General features: G+C 69.5%; 17 protein-coding genes and 1 pseudogene. 8 read left to right on the top strand and 10 right to left on the bottom strand.

Annotation, left to right across the window (positions count from 1 at the left end):
- Positions 1-144: 144 nt before the first annotated feature.
- A complete protein-coding gene (locus tag NO364_RS10225; protein ID WP_157690875.1) occupies positions 145-339 on the top strand; it encodes a cold-shock protein in 195 nt (64 codons plus the stop codon).
- A gap of 242 nt (positions 340-581) precedes the next feature.
- Positions 582-786 (top strand): annotated as a pseudogene (locus NO364_RS10220) (DUF7967 family protein).
- On the opposite strand, the gene NO364_RS10215 reads toward NO364_RS10220, so the two are convergent.
- From NO364_RS10215 to thyX, 3 genes are all read right to left on the bottom strand, one after another.
- The gene (locus NO364_RS10215; protein ID WP_257627455.1) at positions 783-1523 is read right to left on the bottom strand and encodes an MBL fold metallo-hydrolase; all 741 of its coding nucleotides are present in this window, start codon (positions 1521-1523) and stop codon (positions 783-785) included. The pseudogene NO364_RS10220 and the gene NO364_RS10215 overlap by 4 nt on opposite strands.
- Before the next feature lie 159 nt (positions 1524-1682).
- The gene (locus NO364_RS10210; protein ID WP_157690878.1) at positions 1683-1892 is read right to left on the bottom strand and encodes a TRAM domain-containing protein; all 210 of its coding nucleotides are present in this window, start codon (positions 1890-1892) and stop codon (positions 1683-1685) included.
- Between the two features lie 68 nt (positions 1893-1960).
- Entirely contained in the window at positions 1961-2704 is a 744-nt protein-coding gene (gene thyX, locus NO364_RS10205; protein ID WP_257627454.1) for an FAD-dependent thymidylate synthase, read from the bottom strand.
- Between the two features lie 173 nt (positions 2705-2877).
- On the opposite strand from thyX, the gene NO364_RS10200 reads away from it, so the two are divergent.
- Both NO364_RS10200 and NO364_RS10195 read left to right on the top strand, forming a co-directional pair.
- Positions 2878-3354, top strand: coding sequence for a dihydrofolate reductase (locus NO364_RS10200; RefSeq protein ID WP_157690880.1), 477 nt, complete (start codon positions 2878-2880; stop codon positions 3352-3354).
- 152 nt (positions 3355-3506) lie between these two features.
- A complete protein-coding gene (locus NO364_RS10195) occupies positions 3507-4085 on the top strand; it encodes an MBL fold metallo-hydrolase (RefSeq protein ID WP_257627453.1) in 579 nt (192 codons plus the stop codon).
- Here NO364_RS10195 and NO364_RS10190 read toward each other — a convergent pair.
- The 3 genes from NO364_RS10190 to sod form a co-directional block, all read right to left on the bottom strand.
- Positions 4082-4351 carry a DUF5827 family protein gene (locus NO364_RS10190; protein ID WP_257627452.1) on the bottom strand — a complete coding sequence of 90 codons (270 nt, stop codon included), beginning with the start codon at positions 4349-4351 and terminating at the stop codon, positions 4082-4084. The genes NO364_RS10195 and NO364_RS10190 overlap by 4 nt on opposite strands.
- A gap of 40 nt (positions 4352-4391) precedes the next feature.
- Positions 4392-4967 (bottom strand): nitrous oxide reductase accessory protein NosL, encoded by a 576-nt coding sequence (locus NO364_RS10185; RefSeq protein ID WP_257627451.1) that lies wholly within the window; start codon positions 4965-4967, stop codon positions 4392-4394.
- A gap of 131 nt (positions 4968-5098) precedes the next feature.
- Positions 5099-5698 carry a superoxide dismutase gene (gene sod / locus NO364_RS10180; RefSeq protein ID WP_157690884.1) on the bottom strand — a complete coding sequence of 200 codons (600 nt, stop codon included), beginning with the start codon at positions 5696-5698 and terminating at the stop codon, positions 5099-5101.
- A 130-nt stretch (positions 5699-5828) separates the two neighbouring features.
- Here sod and NO364_RS10175 point away from each other — a divergent pair, with 130 nt between their 5' ends.
- A complete protein-coding gene (locus NO364_RS10175; RefSeq protein ID WP_157690885.1) occupies positions 5829-6998 on the top strand; it encodes an MFS transporter in 1170 nt (389 codons plus the stop codon).
- A 10-nt stretch (positions 6999-7008) separates the two neighbouring features.
- On the opposite strand, the gene NO364_RS10170 is transcribed toward NO364_RS10175, so the two are convergent.
- Positions 7009-7614, bottom strand: a complete 606-nt coding sequence (locus NO364_RS10170) for a DJ-1/PfpI family protein (RefSeq protein WP_157691271.1) — start codon at positions 7612-7614, stop codon at positions 7009-7011.
- Positions 7615-7718: 104 nt separating this feature from the next.
- Between NO364_RS10170 and NO364_RS10165 the strand changes: the two genes are divergently transcribed.
- Together NO364_RS10165 and NO364_RS10160 are read left to right on the top strand one after the other, a co-directional pair.
- Positions 7719-8942: an HD domain-containing protein gene (locus tag NO364_RS10165; RefSeq protein ID WP_157690886.1), complete on the top strand. Its 1224-nt coding sequence runs from the start codon at positions 7719-7721 to the stop codon at positions 8940-8942.
- Between the two features lie 31 nt (positions 8943-8973).
- Positions 8974-9987, top strand: a complete 1014-nt coding sequence (locus NO364_RS10160; RefSeq protein WP_257627450.1) for an amidohydrolase family protein — start codon at positions 8974-8976, stop codon at positions 9985-9987.
- 38 nt (positions 9988-10025) lie between these two features.
- Here the strand turns inward: NO364_RS10160 and NO364_RS10155 are convergent, their stop codons facing one another.
- The gene (locus NO364_RS10155; protein ID WP_257627449.1) at positions 10026-10808 is read right to left on the bottom strand and encodes a DUF7847 domain-containing protein; all 783 of its coding nucleotides are present in this window, start codon (positions 10806-10808) and stop codon (positions 10026-10028) included.
- Between the two features lie 134 nt (positions 10809-10942).
- On the opposite strand from NO364_RS10155, the gene NO364_RS10150 reads away from it, so the two are divergent.
- A complete protein-coding gene (locus NO364_RS10150; protein WP_157690889.1) occupies positions 10943-11401 on the top strand; it encodes a universal stress protein in 459 nt (152 codons plus the stop codon).
- Here the strand turns inward: NO364_RS10150 and NO364_RS10145 are convergent.
- Together NO364_RS10145 and NO364_RS10140 are read right to left on the bottom strand one after the other, a co-directional pair.
- Entirely contained in the window at positions 11398-12330 is a 933-nt protein-coding gene (locus NO364_RS10145; protein ID WP_257627448.1) for a biotin--[acetyl-CoA-carboxylase] ligase, read from the bottom strand. The two genes, NO364_RS10150 and NO364_RS10145, sit on opposite strands and share 4 nt — an antisense overlap.
- Entirely contained in the window at positions 12327-14177 is a 1851-nt protein-coding gene (locus NO364_RS10140) for an acetyl-CoA carboxylase biotin carboxylase subunit (RefSeq protein WP_257627447.1), read from the bottom strand. The genes NO364_RS10145 and NO364_RS10140 overlap by 4 nt, the downstream gene beginning before the upstream one ends.
- Positions 14178-14238 lie beyond the last annotated feature (61 nt).

Raw genomic sequence — 14238 nt, 5'->3', positions numbered from 1 at the left:
GTACGGTAACTGTTCACCGGTGGTTCGCCGAGACGGTCCGGCGAACCCCCGGTGATGGCTTACAGTAAACCGTATGGGGTCGGCGGTCGTGGTACCACGACCCTCGCAAGGGTTATCCCCGAAGCGGCTGTACGTATATTTGCAATGGCAAACGGTAAGGTTGATTTCTTCAACAACACTGGCGGCTACGGTTTCATCGAGACTGAGGATGCTGACGACGACGTTTTCTTCCACATGGAGGACGTTGGCGGTCCGGACCTCGAGGAAGGACAGGAACTGGAATTCGAAATTGAGGACTCCCCGAAGGGTCCGCGCGCGACCAACGTCGTTCGCAACTAAGACGACTTTCGACCCGTCGCTTCGGAGCGACGGCTCACACGACGCCGTTTTTTATCGGCGGACAAGGCGAATACCCCGGGCTTGACCCCGAGGCGATTCACCGGACTCACACGACGTAGCGACGGCGCGGTCCGGCCGGTCGCTTTTCACTCGGGGGCCCCGTCGCCTGGCCCATGGCCACCGACGACACCGTCCGGGTCTGGCTCGTGGAGCGGACGTACTCGGACGACGAGCAGAACGTCATCATCCTCACGTACGCGACGACCGATGGCGAGCGGTACTTCGGGAGAGCGCGCGCTCACCTCCTTCTCCGATGTCCGCGATACGACCGCGGCGGTCGAGGCGTCCCCGACCGACCTGGGGGACGTCGCGGACGACCGGCGCGAGCAGTACGCGGCCGAAGCCCGGCGAATGGCCGCCGAACACGACCCGGAGGACGTGATCTAACACTCCACGCGGAGCCCGTCGCGGGCGAAGCGCACGTCGCCGTCGTACCGCCGTTCGACCGCGTCCAGCATCTCGTCGTGACGGCCCTCGGTGTGGGGGTAGAGGTGGGTCAGGTAGACCCGTCCGTAGTCGTGGCCCGCCAGGGCGTCGCCGAGCGTCGACGGTGAGGGATGATTCGAGACGTCGACGTCGTCGGGAAACGAGCAGTCGTGGACGAGGACCGCGGAGCCGTCGGCGAAGGCGGCCATCCCCTCGAAGGCCTCCGTGTCGCTACTGATCGTGAGGTCGCCCGCAGCGCCCGCGAACCGGTACGCGAGGCCGTCGACCGAGTGCCGCGTCTCGCGGGCGCTGACGTCGAAGCCGGCGACCGAGAACTCGTGGGCGCCAACCTCGCGCACCCGGAGGTCGACCCGGCCGTCGAGGTAGTCGAAAGCCGAGAGCAGGTCGTCGACCAGGGCCTTCGTCCCCCGGGGGCCGACGACTTCGAGCCAGTCCTCGCCGGCCAGCCACCGCGCCTTCAGAAGCGCTAGGAGGTCGGAGACGTGATCCAGGTGGTGGTGAGTCAGAAGCACCGTCGAGACGCCCTCGTAACCCGCGTCGGTCCCCGCGAGGCGGTGGAGGACGCCCGCACCGCAGTCGACCAGCAGGCGCCGGTCACCGTCGTCGAGCAACAGACCGGTCTGTGCCCGGTCGGGGAGCGCCATCGCGCTCCCGGTGCCGAGGAAGGTGAGGTACATGCTCGGCCGTGGGGTGGCGGTTCGGAAAGACGTTCGGATCGTCGGGACGCCCATCGACCCGTCCCGGCGACTCCCCTCATACTGGTTATTGTACGTCAGTACCGGTGGTTCGCCGGACTATCCTGGCGAACCCCCGGTAAACAGTTACAATAATCCGTATCAGTCGAAGCCGAACTCGTCGCCGAGGACGTCGGCCTGGGCGAAGTTCGACCCCACGTCGGTGATCTCGACCTGCACCGTCTCGCCGAGCGACGCGCCGTCGACGAGGACGGCGAACTCGTCGACGTAGCCGACCCCGTCGCCCTCGTCGCCCAACTCCTCGATGGCGACGACGTACGTCTCGCCGGCCGTGACCGGTCGATCAACCATGGCAAACAGTAGCACACGGAGACGGAAATAAGTCGTGGCGACGACGTGTCGGCGCCTCGGATCGCGGATCAGGGCGCGAGGCGGTTCTTCCGACCCTTCAGGTGTTTCTCGTAGTGTTCGAAGGTGGTCGGACACCAGTCGGCGGCCAGGTCGAGGATGGATTCGGTCATCTCCCGGATCTCCCACTGGCTGTCGGCGGCGGCGCGCATGTCCGCGATGTGCATCAGCATCCGGGCGTTGACCGACATGACGATGTTGACCTCGGTGCCGATGGGGAGGACGAAGCGGGCGTCCTCCGGCGGCATCCCCAGGTCGAGCAGTCGCTGGTAGGACTCGACGGAGTCACGGACCGTCTCGCGGAAGACGCGCTTGCGTTCGGCGACCGTCTCCTCGTCGACGGAGCCGCTCGACTGGTTGCGGCCGATCCAGTCGGGATCGACCGCCGACGGCGGCGTCACCACCATCGCTCCCTCCTCGACGTCCGCGGGGTCGACGTCGTCGAAGGAGACGTATCGCATGCTCTGGATGTCGAAACTGGCGTGTCGGTGGCGCGTGATCTGGGCCATACACGACCGGCTGACGCCCTTGATGGCGAAGGTCGCCTGCGGATGCTCGAACGGGCCGAAGTGGCCGTGATCCAGCAGGTGGCCGATCAGCGTCTCCCGTTTCTCCTCGATCGTGTCGCCGTCGATCCCCTCCATCGCCTCCTGGAAGGGGACGTCGCCGACGAACTCCGAGAGGTAGTCGTTTCGCGCCGCCGAGCAGATCACCCGCTCCGGATCGGGCGTCGCTTCGAGCAGTTTGACGTCCATAACTTCGAGGGGGGCGCCGGGCTACTTTAACCATCGGGAGTGCCCCATCGTGGGACCGACGACCCGAGGGGGACGTTTTTGTCCACGCCGCGACGATAATCCCCGATGGAACGGATGCGCGTCGCGGCGTCCGCCGACGGACGGCCGCGGACGGCGGTGAGGTGAGAGACGGCATGCAACTGATAACCGTCGCCGCGGTGGCGGCGAACGGCGTGATCGGTCGGGACGGCGACCTGCCGTGGCCGTCGATCCCGGCCGACAAGCGCCAGTATCGGGAACGGATCGCGGATTCGCCCGTGATCCTCGGTCGGCGAACCTTCGATTCGATGCGCGACGACCTCCCCGGGACCGCCCAAGTCGTGTTGAGTCGGTCGACGACCGAGTACGACGTCGCGTCGGCCCACCACGCCACCGGCGTCGACGACGCGGTGGCGACCGTCGAATCGCTCGGGAGCGACCGGGCCTACGTCATCGGCGGCGCGGCGATCTACGACCTGTTCCAGCCCCACGCCGACCGGATGGTGCTCAGTCGGATCCCCGACGAGTACGAGGGCGATACGTCCTTCCCCGACTGGAACCCCGACGACTGGAACCTCGCCGACCGCACGGAGTACGAGGCGTTCACGCTCGAAGAGTGGGTGCGGAACTAGTCCCACGGCCGCGGACGCCGCGGAGGCCCGGGGACGGCAATCCGCCGGTTCGACGGTGGGCCCGAGGGACGCGGTCCCCTCGCTACGCGGAGGGATAGCGGAGCGAGGCCGGGACGAACCGTTCAAGCCGCGAGGACCGGTAGGGCAACCACATGACCGATATCGAGAACCTCGCGGCCGACGTGCAGGCGTTCACCAGCAATGCCTTCCTCGTGACCGGCGACCGGACGGTACTCGTCGACACCGGCGCGAACTTCGAAGTGGTGAGCCGCGTCGACGCCCGGAGCGACGGCCTCGACGCCGTCGTCCTCACCCACACCCACCCGGACCACGTCGGTAACGTCGACGCCGTCCGCGAGGCCTTCGGCGTCGAGACGTGGGGGTACGATCCGGGTCAGCCGTCGGTCGACCGGGAACTCGGCGGGACGGTCCGCCTCGGCGACGACGACTTCTCGGTCGTCCACACGCCGGGCCACAAGAACGATCACGTCTGCCTGTACGCGCCGTCGACACGGGTCTGTTTCGCGGGCGATCTGGTGTTCGCGAACGGCGCCTTCGGACGGACGGATCTGGAGGAAGGGGACCGCGAGACGCTGATCCGGAGCATCGACCGGCTCCGGGAGACGGTCGATCCCGACCTCGCGGCCCTCCATACCGGCCACGGGCCGAGCGTCACGACCGACGCCTACGCGACCGTCGAACGGGCGGGCGAGGCGGCGCGGATGGGCTAGTCCTCCCGCAGGCCGTAGTAGCCCGGATCCTCCTCCGTCGGCGGTTCGGCGATCACCAGGTCCTCGGCGTTGATCATCACCCACGGCACCGCCCAGTCGACGATGACGGCCTCGGTCCCCTCGTCGACCTCGGCGTCGGGCTCCAGCCCCTGCAACAGGCGGGCGATCTCCCCGATCGTGTACATCCGCTCCGGGTCGAGCAACTCCTCGGGCGTGTAGAACTCACAGGCGAAGGTTTCGTCGAACGACTCCTTGGGTCGTGGCATGCGTGTGGATAGGCGGGCGGCCCCGTAAACGGTACCGAACCTACTCGAAGAAGCGGCCGCGGTAGAACGTCGCCAGATCCATATCGAAGTCGGTCAGACGGAGGATATCCGATTCGGAGAGATCGTCGTACTCGGCGACGTACGCCTCCGCGTCGCTCTCGGCAGCGAAGGGCAACGGGTTGCGCTGCATCGGGTCGGCTACCCGATCGGCGTTCGTCTCGCGGACGAACCACGCCGACCGTGCGCCGATCAACTCCGTCGTCTCGTGGTCGTGGACCCAGAGCCCCGCGAACGTCGCGCCCTCGTGGGCCGGCTCGAAGTTGCCGGGGTCGACGTAGTAGGCAGCCAGACAGCCCGACGAGCAGAAGAAGACGCGGTCGCCCGCCTCGACGGTCAACTGGGCGTTGTAGTCCGGGAACTTCGCGGGCATCATGTTACAGACGCCACACGACGCGTCCTCGGGAACGGGCGCGGAATCGGTGAGGGCGGCCGTCGAGTCCGTCGTCGTGGGCGTCGGCTCGGCTGTGTCGTCCGTCCCGCCGGTACAGCCGGCGAGAGCCGCTGTCAGCGTGCCTGCGGTGACGACGAGGCGCCGTCGCGTAACCGATCGTGTCATACTGGTTCGAACGTTGTCATCCGGCTTGTGCTGTTTGGTTAGGTCGTCGAAACTGACGGCGTGGTATCGCCACTGGCTGGGTGGGGGCGAAAAAAATCGGATCGGCCGAGTCGTCGCGTTGCGGCTACCGCTTACTCGAACAGTTCGACGGCCTGCTCGAAGCGGGCGCTCGGTTCCTCCCAGTCGACGACCTCGAAGAAGTTGTCGACGAAGTCGCCGCGGGCCGGGCCGTAGTCGTGGTAGTAGGAGTGCTCCCAGACGTCGAGCGCGAGGATGGGATGGGAACCCCAGAGCGCGCCCTCGTCGTGGTTGTCGACCACGACGTTGCGAAGCTGGTTCGAGAAGCTGTCGTATACGAGCAGGGCCCAACCACTGGCGTTGCCGGCGGCGGCCTCGAATTCGCCCTTCCAGGCCTCGTAGGAGCCGAAGTCCTCCTCGATCCGGTCGGCGAGGGCGCCGCTCGGCTCGTCGCCTCCCTCCGGCGACATGCTGTTCCAGAACAGGTCGTGGAGGATGTGCCCCGACCCGTTGTGGGTGACGTTCCGGATGGCGCCCGCCGAGGAGCCGAAGTCGCCCGCCTCGCGGTTCTCCTCGAGGGTCTCCTCGGCGCTGTTCCAGCCGTTGACGTAGCCCTGATGGTGGGTGTCGTGATGCCAGGTCAGCACCTGTTCGGAGATGTGCGGCTCCAGTGCGTCGTAATCGTACGGAAGTGGGTCGAGTTCGTAGCTCATTGGAATAACCTCCACACAGATGATGTATCGGGACGCTGTTAAGCTTTGAGGAAACGCACGCTAACACGCCACACGGGCGTTCGAGCGGATGAACAGACCCTTGTAACGGGGTGGTCGACGGGGGAGTACGATGCGTGGTTGGCGTGGCGTCGGACTGGTGAGCGGGTGGCAGACGGTCGCTAGCCTCTGTTTCTACGCCATCTTCGCCGCGACGGCCTTCCTCCGGACGGAGTTCACGCTCTCGCGAACCCTCGTCGGCGTCACCATCACCGCGACGATGCTCGGCTACACCCTCCTGTTGTTCGTGATGGGGGCGCTGGTCGACGGCTACGGCGAGCGGCCGGTCATGATCGCCGGCCTCCTCGCGCTCGGCGCCGGCGCGGTCGGGGTGGGGGTCGCGCCCACCTATCCGGCGCTCCTGGTCGCGTTGCTGGTGATCGGCGGCGCCTACGCGGCCGCCATGCCCGCGACCAACCGCGCCATCCTCGCCGTCGCGCCGCCCGGTCGCCGGAACCTGGCCATGAGCCTCAAACAGGTCGGCGTGACCGTCGGGAGCGGGCTGGGGGCCGTGCTGGTGACGTGGGTGGCCGCCACGCGCTTCGGGTGGCGCGGGGGCTTTTTCGTCGCCGCCGCTGCGGCCGCCCTCGTCGCCGTCGCCTTCGGCTACTGGTATCGCGGCGACGGCGGTCACGGCTCGCCCGGCCTCCCCGACGTCCGTGGGCTGCTCGCCCGCCCCGACTACCGCACGCTCGCGGCGGCCGGCTTCTTCTACGGCGGCACCATCTTCACCACCACCGCCTACGTCGTCCTCTATCTCACCGAATCGGTGGCCGTCGCCGCCGGCCTCGCGGGGACGACCCTCGCGCTGGTCCAGTTGACCGGGAGCGTCGGCCGGATCGGCGGCGGCGTCCTCGTCGACCGCCTCCCCGCCGGCGACGCCCGGGCGAGCGCGCTCGTCCTCTGTGGCCAGTCGCTCGCCGGCGCGGCCTGTCTCGTCGCCGTCACCCTCGTCGAGGGGCCGCTCGTCGCCGCCGCCGGCTTCGCCGCCCTCGGTCTCTTCCTGTTCGGGATCCCCGCCACCTACTACGCCTGCATGACGGCGCTCGTTCCCGCTGACCGGGTTGGCGAGGCGACCGCCGGCGGCCAGCTCACGATCAACGTCGGCGGACTGGTCGCCCCGCCGGCGTTCGGCTACCTGGTCGACACCGCCGGCTACGCCGCCGGGTGGTACGCGCTCGCGGCCGGGGGCGGTCTCGCCGCGCTCCTGATCGGGTGGTTGCTCCGGTTGACCGAGGCCTGACGGGGCCGACTCACGACGTCCAGCGCTCGCCCCGTCGCTCGTACTCCAGTCCCTCCGCGACCCCCTCGGCCGTCTCGCGGTCCGCGAACCGCTCGATCAGGTGGAGCGCCAGATCCAACCCCGAAGTGATCCCGCCGGCGGTCACCACGTCGCCGTCGTCGACGACGCGGGCGTCGACGACGCGCGCCTCGGTCGCCCGCAGGTCGTCGAGCGCGCCGCTGTGGGTGACGGCCGGCCGCCCGTCGAGCAGGCCGGCGCGGGCGAGCAACATTCCGCCGGTACAGACGGCCGCCAGCGTCGCGCCCGCGTCGTGGGCCCGGGCGAGCGCGTCCGGAATGGCGCCGCGTTCGGCCTCCGCCCACGCCCCCTGCTCGCGGCGGTCGTTCCACCCGCCACCGGGGACGACGACCAGATCCGGCGGGTCGTCGACGGCCAGTCGCCCGTCGGGCTCGATCCGGAGGCCGTGGGACGCCGTGATCCGCTCCCGTTCGTCCAGCGTCACGAGCGACGTCTCGAAGGGTGCGCCCGCGTCGGCCGCCATCCCGAAGGCCTCGAAGGGACCGACCCCGTCCAGTTCGTCGAACCCGTCGTAGACGAGTATCGCCACGGTCGTCATGGCCGGATGGACGCGCTGGACGACCATAGAGTCCCGGGCCGGTTCGTCCGCCTCCGTCGGCGTCCGGCCCCGAGTATATATCCGAGGCCGCCGAACCCGTCGGTATGGCGACGATCAAGGATAGCGTCCACGACCACATCGAGGTGACGGGCGTGGCCGAGGACCTGCTGGACACGCCGGCCATGCAACGGCTCCGGCGGGTCCGCCAGCTCGGGACCGTCTCCCTGGTCTATCCGTCGGCCAACCACACCCGCTTCGAACACAGCCTCGGCGTCTACCACCTCGCGAGCGAGGCGCTCGGTCACCTCGGGGTCGCGGGGCGCACGGCCGAACGGGTGCGTGCCGCCGCCCTCCTGCACGACGTGGGACATCCCCCGTTCAGCCACAACGTCGAACGCCTCCTCTACCGGCGGACGGGCAAGCTCCACGACGACGTGGACGACCTCGTCACGAGCGGCCGGGTGGGGGCCGTCCTCCGGGACCACGACCTCGAGCCCGCCGCCGTCGCCGACCTGATCGCCGGCGACGGCCGGTACGGCCAACTCGTCTCCGGCGAACTCGACGTCGACCGCATGGACTACCTCGTCCGCGACGCCCACCACACGGGTGTGCCGTACGGCACTATCGACCACGGCCGGCTGGTCCGGGAGCTCACCTTCCGGGACGGCGAACTCGTCATCGCGGAGGGGAACGTCCAGACCGCCGAGAGCCTCCTGCTCGCCCGGGCGCTGATGAACCCGACGGTGTACCAGCACCACGTCGCGCGCATCGGGAAGGCGATGCTCCGGCGGGCGACCGAACGACTCCTCGACGACACCGGCCACGACCCGGAGCGCGTGCGCCGCTTCGACGACGCCGACCTGCTGGTGACGCTCCGGCGGACCGACGCGACGGCCGACCTGGCCGACCGCCTCTCGACTCGCGACCTCTACAAGCGGGCCGTGTGGGCCGAACTCGACGACGTGCCCGCGTCGCTCCGCGAGGCGGACCACGATCGGATCCGGGACCTGGAGCGCGAGATGGCGACCGACGCCGACCTGGATCCGGACGCGGTGATCCTCGACGTACCGCCGCCGCCGGGGATCCGCGAATCCTCGTCGCGGGTCGTCGTCAACGGCGAAATCCGGCGACTCGACCGGCAGTCGCCGCTCGTCTCCGCGCTCCGGACCGCGGGTCGCAACCAGTGGCGCCTCGGCGTCTACGCGCCTCCCGGCGCCGTCGACCGGGTCGGCCGGACCGCCGTCCGGACCCTCGGACTCGACATCGACGGCGCGCTCGTCTCGACGGTTCGCCGCGGCCTCGACGCCACGCTCGACGAGTTCGGATAGCTTCAAGGCCCGCGCTCGCCCCACTTCGCACATGCAGGTCGAGGGCACCATCCTCCGGGGGCGCGCGTTCGATCCGGTCGAGGGCCGGATCGTCGTCGAGGATGGCGAAATCGTCGCCGTCGAGGAGTCGGACGTCGAGAGCGACGCCATCGTCTGTCCGGCCTTCGTCAACGCGCACACGCACATCGGCGACTCCATCGCCAAGGAGGCCGGCGCCGGCCTCTCGCTCGACGAACTGGTCGCCCCGCCGGACGGCCTCAAACACCGCCTCCTGCGGGCGGCGAGCGACGCGGAGAAGGTCGCGGCCATGCGCCGCTCCCTCCGGTTCATGGAGCGTTCGGGAACGGCGGCGACCGTCGAGTTCCGGGAGGGCGGCGTCGACGGCGTGCGGGCCGTCCGGGCGGCGCTCGACGGCCTCGACGTCGCGGCGGTCGTCCTCGGCCGGGAGACGGTCGCGGCGATGCACGAGGCCGACGGCTTCGGTGCCAGCGGTGCCCGCGACGCCGACTTCACCGACGAACGGGCCGCCACACGCGAGGCCGGCAAGCCGTTCGGCATCCACGCGGGCGAGCGGGACCCCACCGATCTCGACCCCGCGCTCGACCTCGATCCCACGTTCCTCGTCCACGTCGTCCACCCCGAACCCCACCACCTCGACCGGATCGAACACGCGGGCGTCCCCGTCGTGGTCTGTCCCCGATCGAACCTCGTCACCGGCGTCGGCACCCCGCCCGTCGCCGACCTGCTCGATCGGACGACCGTCGCGCTCGGGACGGACAACGTCATGCTCAACAGCCCGTCGATGTTCCGCGAGATGGCGTTCGCGGCGAAAGTGGGGACCGTCGACGCCCGCGACGTGTTGCGGATGGCGACCGTCAACGGCGCCGAACTCGTGGGCCTGGACTGCGGCCTGATCGAGCCGGGACGCCCGGCGAAACTGCTCGTCCTCGACGGCGACTCCGACAACCTCGCCGGGGCCCGCGATCCGGTTCGGGCCGTCGTCCGGCGCGCGGGCGTCGACGACGTCGACCGGGTCGTGCTGTAGGTCGGGGAGCACCGTCACGGCGGTTTCGCGCCGTTCCGTTACCCGTCCAGGGCGTCGACGCTTCCCGTCGGATCGGTCGCCCCGGATCGCCCGCTCCCGCCGGCGCGTTCGTCACGCACCCGGAGATACGCGGACGCCATGATCCCGTAGAGGAAGACGAAGAGGACGCTACTGAGGGTGTTCGAGACGAGTTCGGCGACGACCGGCGAGCGGGCGAGATCGAGCACCGTTCCGACCGTCCCGACCGCGCCACCGATCAGGCCCGCGAGGATCACGACGACGGCGAGTTTCAGTCGGTGGCTCCGCGAGAGCGCCCAGCTCCGCTTGAGGGCGCCGATCCAGCTCCGATCCTCGACGCCGACCGCGAAGATGAAAAACAGGAAGCAGACCGCGAGGAAGATTCCGGGCAGTAAAAGGAGGATCGACCCGAGCGTCACGGCGACCCCGACGACCAGCCCCCCGACGAGCATCGACAGCGTCGCGCGGCCGAGCCGCCGCGTGCACAGCGTCGGCGGGAACGTCGAAAGCTCCGCCGTCGGACGAGTGAGCGCTCGCGACAGCACGACGAAGTACGCGGAACTGAGGACGATGACGCAGACGAAAAGGACGCCGGCGACGGCTCCGGGGATCGGCAGGGTCAAGCCGAGCAGCGCTTCGAGCTCCCCCGCCGGTCCGGCCGGGAAGATATCCACCACCGCCGTGTTGATTAGCGACTGAGTTAGCAACTGGATGCCGATCAGACCGACGAGCAGGAGGGCGCCGGTCCGGGTCAACACCCGTTCGATACCGTCGATACACGTTCGGCCGAGTTGGAGGGCCATGTGAACGACTCGATTACACGACGACATAACGGTACACTAAGCTCAGACCGCGATTTAACCATCCCGCTCGGGGGTCGTCGCCACGTCCGCGACCGGTGTCAAGAGTTATGTATCGAGGTGTGGTATCAGTGCACATGGTCGCGTACGAACGCATCCTCGTCCCGACCGACGGATCGGACGGCGTCGAGCGAGCCATCGAACACGCCATCGAGGTGGCGACGATCCACGACGCGACCGTTCACGGACTCTACGTGCTCAACTCCGACGCCTACGCGGGGCTGGCGATGGAGTCCTCGTGGGAGAGCGTCGACGGCCTGCTCCGGGAGGATGCGGAGATGGCCGTGGCTCGGGTCCGAGAGATCGCCGTCGAGCGGTCGGAGGCGGACGAGCCGGTGGTCCCCGTCCAAACGGCGGTGGTCGAGGGCAAGCCGAGTCGGGAGATCGTCCGCTACGCGGAGGCGAACGACTGTGGCCTCGTGGTGATGGGCACCCACGGCCGCGGCGGTATCGACCGCCTCCTCCTCGGAAGCGTCGCCGAGGGGGTCATCCGCGCCTCGTCGGTCCCCGTGACGACCGTCCCCGTGGAGGACTAGGCGGGCCGCAGGTGTTCGCAGTCGCCCGCGTGGACGACGCGGTCGCCGTCGTCGGTTCGGACGACCAGCGCCCCTGGGAACTCGACGTCGACGGCCTCGCCCTCGACCGTCCCCCCGGGCGTCTCGACGCGGACCAGTCGGCCGAGCGTGACGGCGTTCTCGCGCCACGCCGGCAGCACGGCGTCGGGGGCGAGGCCGTGGACCGTCTCGACGACCCGCTGGCAGAACCGCCGGCGGTCGACGTCGCCGCCCGCCGCACGGACGCTCGTCGCCCCCGTGGGGAGCGTCGCCCCGTCGACGTCGACGTTCGCACCGATCCCGACGATCAGCCAGGAGATCCGGTCGGCCTCGCCCTCCATCTCGGTCAACACGCCGGCGAGCTTTCGCTCCGACCCGGCGACTAACACGTCGTTGGGCCACTTGATGACCGCGTCGACGCCGGCCTCCCGGCAGGCGCGAGTCACGGCCACCGCCGCCGCGAGGGTGAAGACGGGCGCGTGGGCCGGGGGTCGGTCGGGCCGCCGGAGGAGGCTCGCGTAGACGCCGCCGGGCGGCGAGTCCCAGGAGCGGTCGAGCCGTCCGCGCCCGCCGGTCTGTTCGTCCGCGACGACCAGTCGATCGCTCGCCCCCTCGGCGGCGAGTTCGCGCGCCCGGTCGTTCGTGCTCGGGAGCCGGTCGTGGAACTCGACGGCGTACGGGGTGTCGAGGCCGTAGGCGATGGCGTCGGCGCCGTAGTCGGGGATCGACCGGACGGCGTAGCCGTCGGCGCCGCTCGCCACCTCGAACCCCGCCTCGCGCAGCGCCTCGATCTGTTTCCAGACCGCCGCCCGCGAGACGTCGAGGCGGTCCGCGAGGACCGGCCCCGACACCGGCCCCTCGGCGGCGGCGAGTTCGTCGAGCAGTCGTCGACGAGTGTCGCGCTCGCTCATTCGAGGACGACCAGCGGGTCGCCCATGTCGACGCTCTCGCCCGCCGAGACCAGCACCTCGGCGACCGTGCCGCCGCTCTCGGCGACCACGTCGTTTTCCATCTTCATCGCTTCGAGGACGAGCACCACGTCGCCGGCCGCCACCTCGTCGCCGGCCGCCACCTCGACCGAGAGGATCGTCCCCTGCATCTCGGCCTCGATGCGCTCGCCGTCGCCGGCGGCCACGCTCCCCTCGCCGTCGTCGGTGGCGGCGTCGGGGCGATCCATCCCACCGCCGCCCGCGGCGTCGCCCGTCCCGGCGTCCGTCGGGAGCGGTGGCGCCCCCCGCTCTTCGAGGTTCACCTCGAAGCGCTTGCCGTTGACCTCGACGGTGAACTCGCGTTCGGTCACCGTCTCGTCGGCGTCGTCCTCCGCGTCGTCCTCCGCGTCGGGGCCCCAGCGCTCGACCGCGCGGTCGATGCGCTCGGGGTCGAGTTCCTCGTCGAGGTAGTTCGTGGTGTGGGTCCCCTCGGTGAACCGCTCGTCGGTCACCATCAGCCGGTGGAAGGGGATGACGGTGTGGATGCCCTCGACGTCGAACTCGCGGAGGGCACGCTCCGAGCGGGCGAGACACTCCTCACGGTCGCCCGCGTGGACGATCAGTTTCGCGATCAGGGAGTCGTAGTCGCCGCCGATCTCGTCGTCCTGGCGCACGGCGTCGTCGACGCGGACGCCGATCCCGCCCGCAGGGTCGTAGGTGTCGAGTCGGCCGGTCGCGGGCGCGAAATCGTTGGCCGCGTTCTCGGTGTTGATGCGGAACTCGATGGCGTGACCGTCGATTTCGACGTCCTCCTGTGCGAAGCCGATCTCCTGGCCCGCGGCGACGCGGAGTTGTTCCTTGACGATGTCGATGCCCGTGATCATCTCGGTGACGGGGTGTTCGACCTGGATGCGCGTGTTGACCTCGAGGAAGTAGAACTCGCCGTCGACGACTTCGTCGTCTGCCCGCGGGTTCTTCGAACCCGCGCTGTCCTCGACGAGGAACTCGACGGTGCCGGCGTTCGTGTAGTCGGTCTCGGCGATGCCCCGGCGGGCGGCCGCCCCGATCCGCTCGCGCAGGTCGTCGGAGAGCGCCGGGCTGGGGCCCTCCTCGACGACCTTCTGGTGGCGACGCTGGAGCGAGCAGTCCCGCTCGCCGAGGTGGCGGACGTTGCCGTGGTGGTCGGCGACGATCTGTACCTCGATGTGCCGTGGCGCGTCGAGATAGCGCTCCAGGTAGATGGAGTCGTTGTCGAAGTAGGCCTCGCCCTCGCGTTTGGCGGCGTCGAACTGTGCCTGGATCTCGTCGGGCCCCTCGACGATCTTCATGCCGCGGCCACCGCCGCCGCCCTCGGCTTTGATCGCCACCGGGTAGCCGTGTTCCTCGGCGAAGGCTTCCACCTCGTCGGGGTCCTCGATGGGATCGGTCGTCCCCGGCACGACGGGGACGCCCGCGGCGTCCATCACGCGCCGGGCCTTCGTCTTCTCGCCCAACCGCTCCATCGCCGACGGCGGCGGTCCGATCCACGTACATTCGCTCTCGACGACCCGCTCCGCGAACGACGCGTTCTCGGCCATGAACCCGTATCCCGGGTGGATGGCGTCGGCGTCGGCCTTCCGGGCCGCCTCCAGCACCGCCTCCTGGTCGAGATACGAGTCCGCCGCCCGGGCCGGCCCCACGTTGTACGCCTCGTCGGCGTAGCGGACGTGCCCGGCGTGTCTGTCCGCCTCGCTGTAGACGGCCACCGTCCGGACCCCCAGCTCCTCGCAGGCGCGCATCACGCGCACCGCGATCTCGCCCCGGTTGGCGACGAGGACTTTGCGGAACATATCCCCCCTTTCAGGCGATTCCCCTGTTAGTGTATCGGTGAACTGACCCGATCGACCCGAC

This window comes from Haloplanus salinarum, from assembly GCF_024498175.1.
Taxonomy (GTDB): domain Archaea; phylum Halobacteriota; class Halobacteria; order Halobacteriales; family Haloferacaceae; genus Haloplanus; species Haloplanus salinarum.
This window is presented reverse-complemented; position numbering and strand designations above follow the sequence as displayed.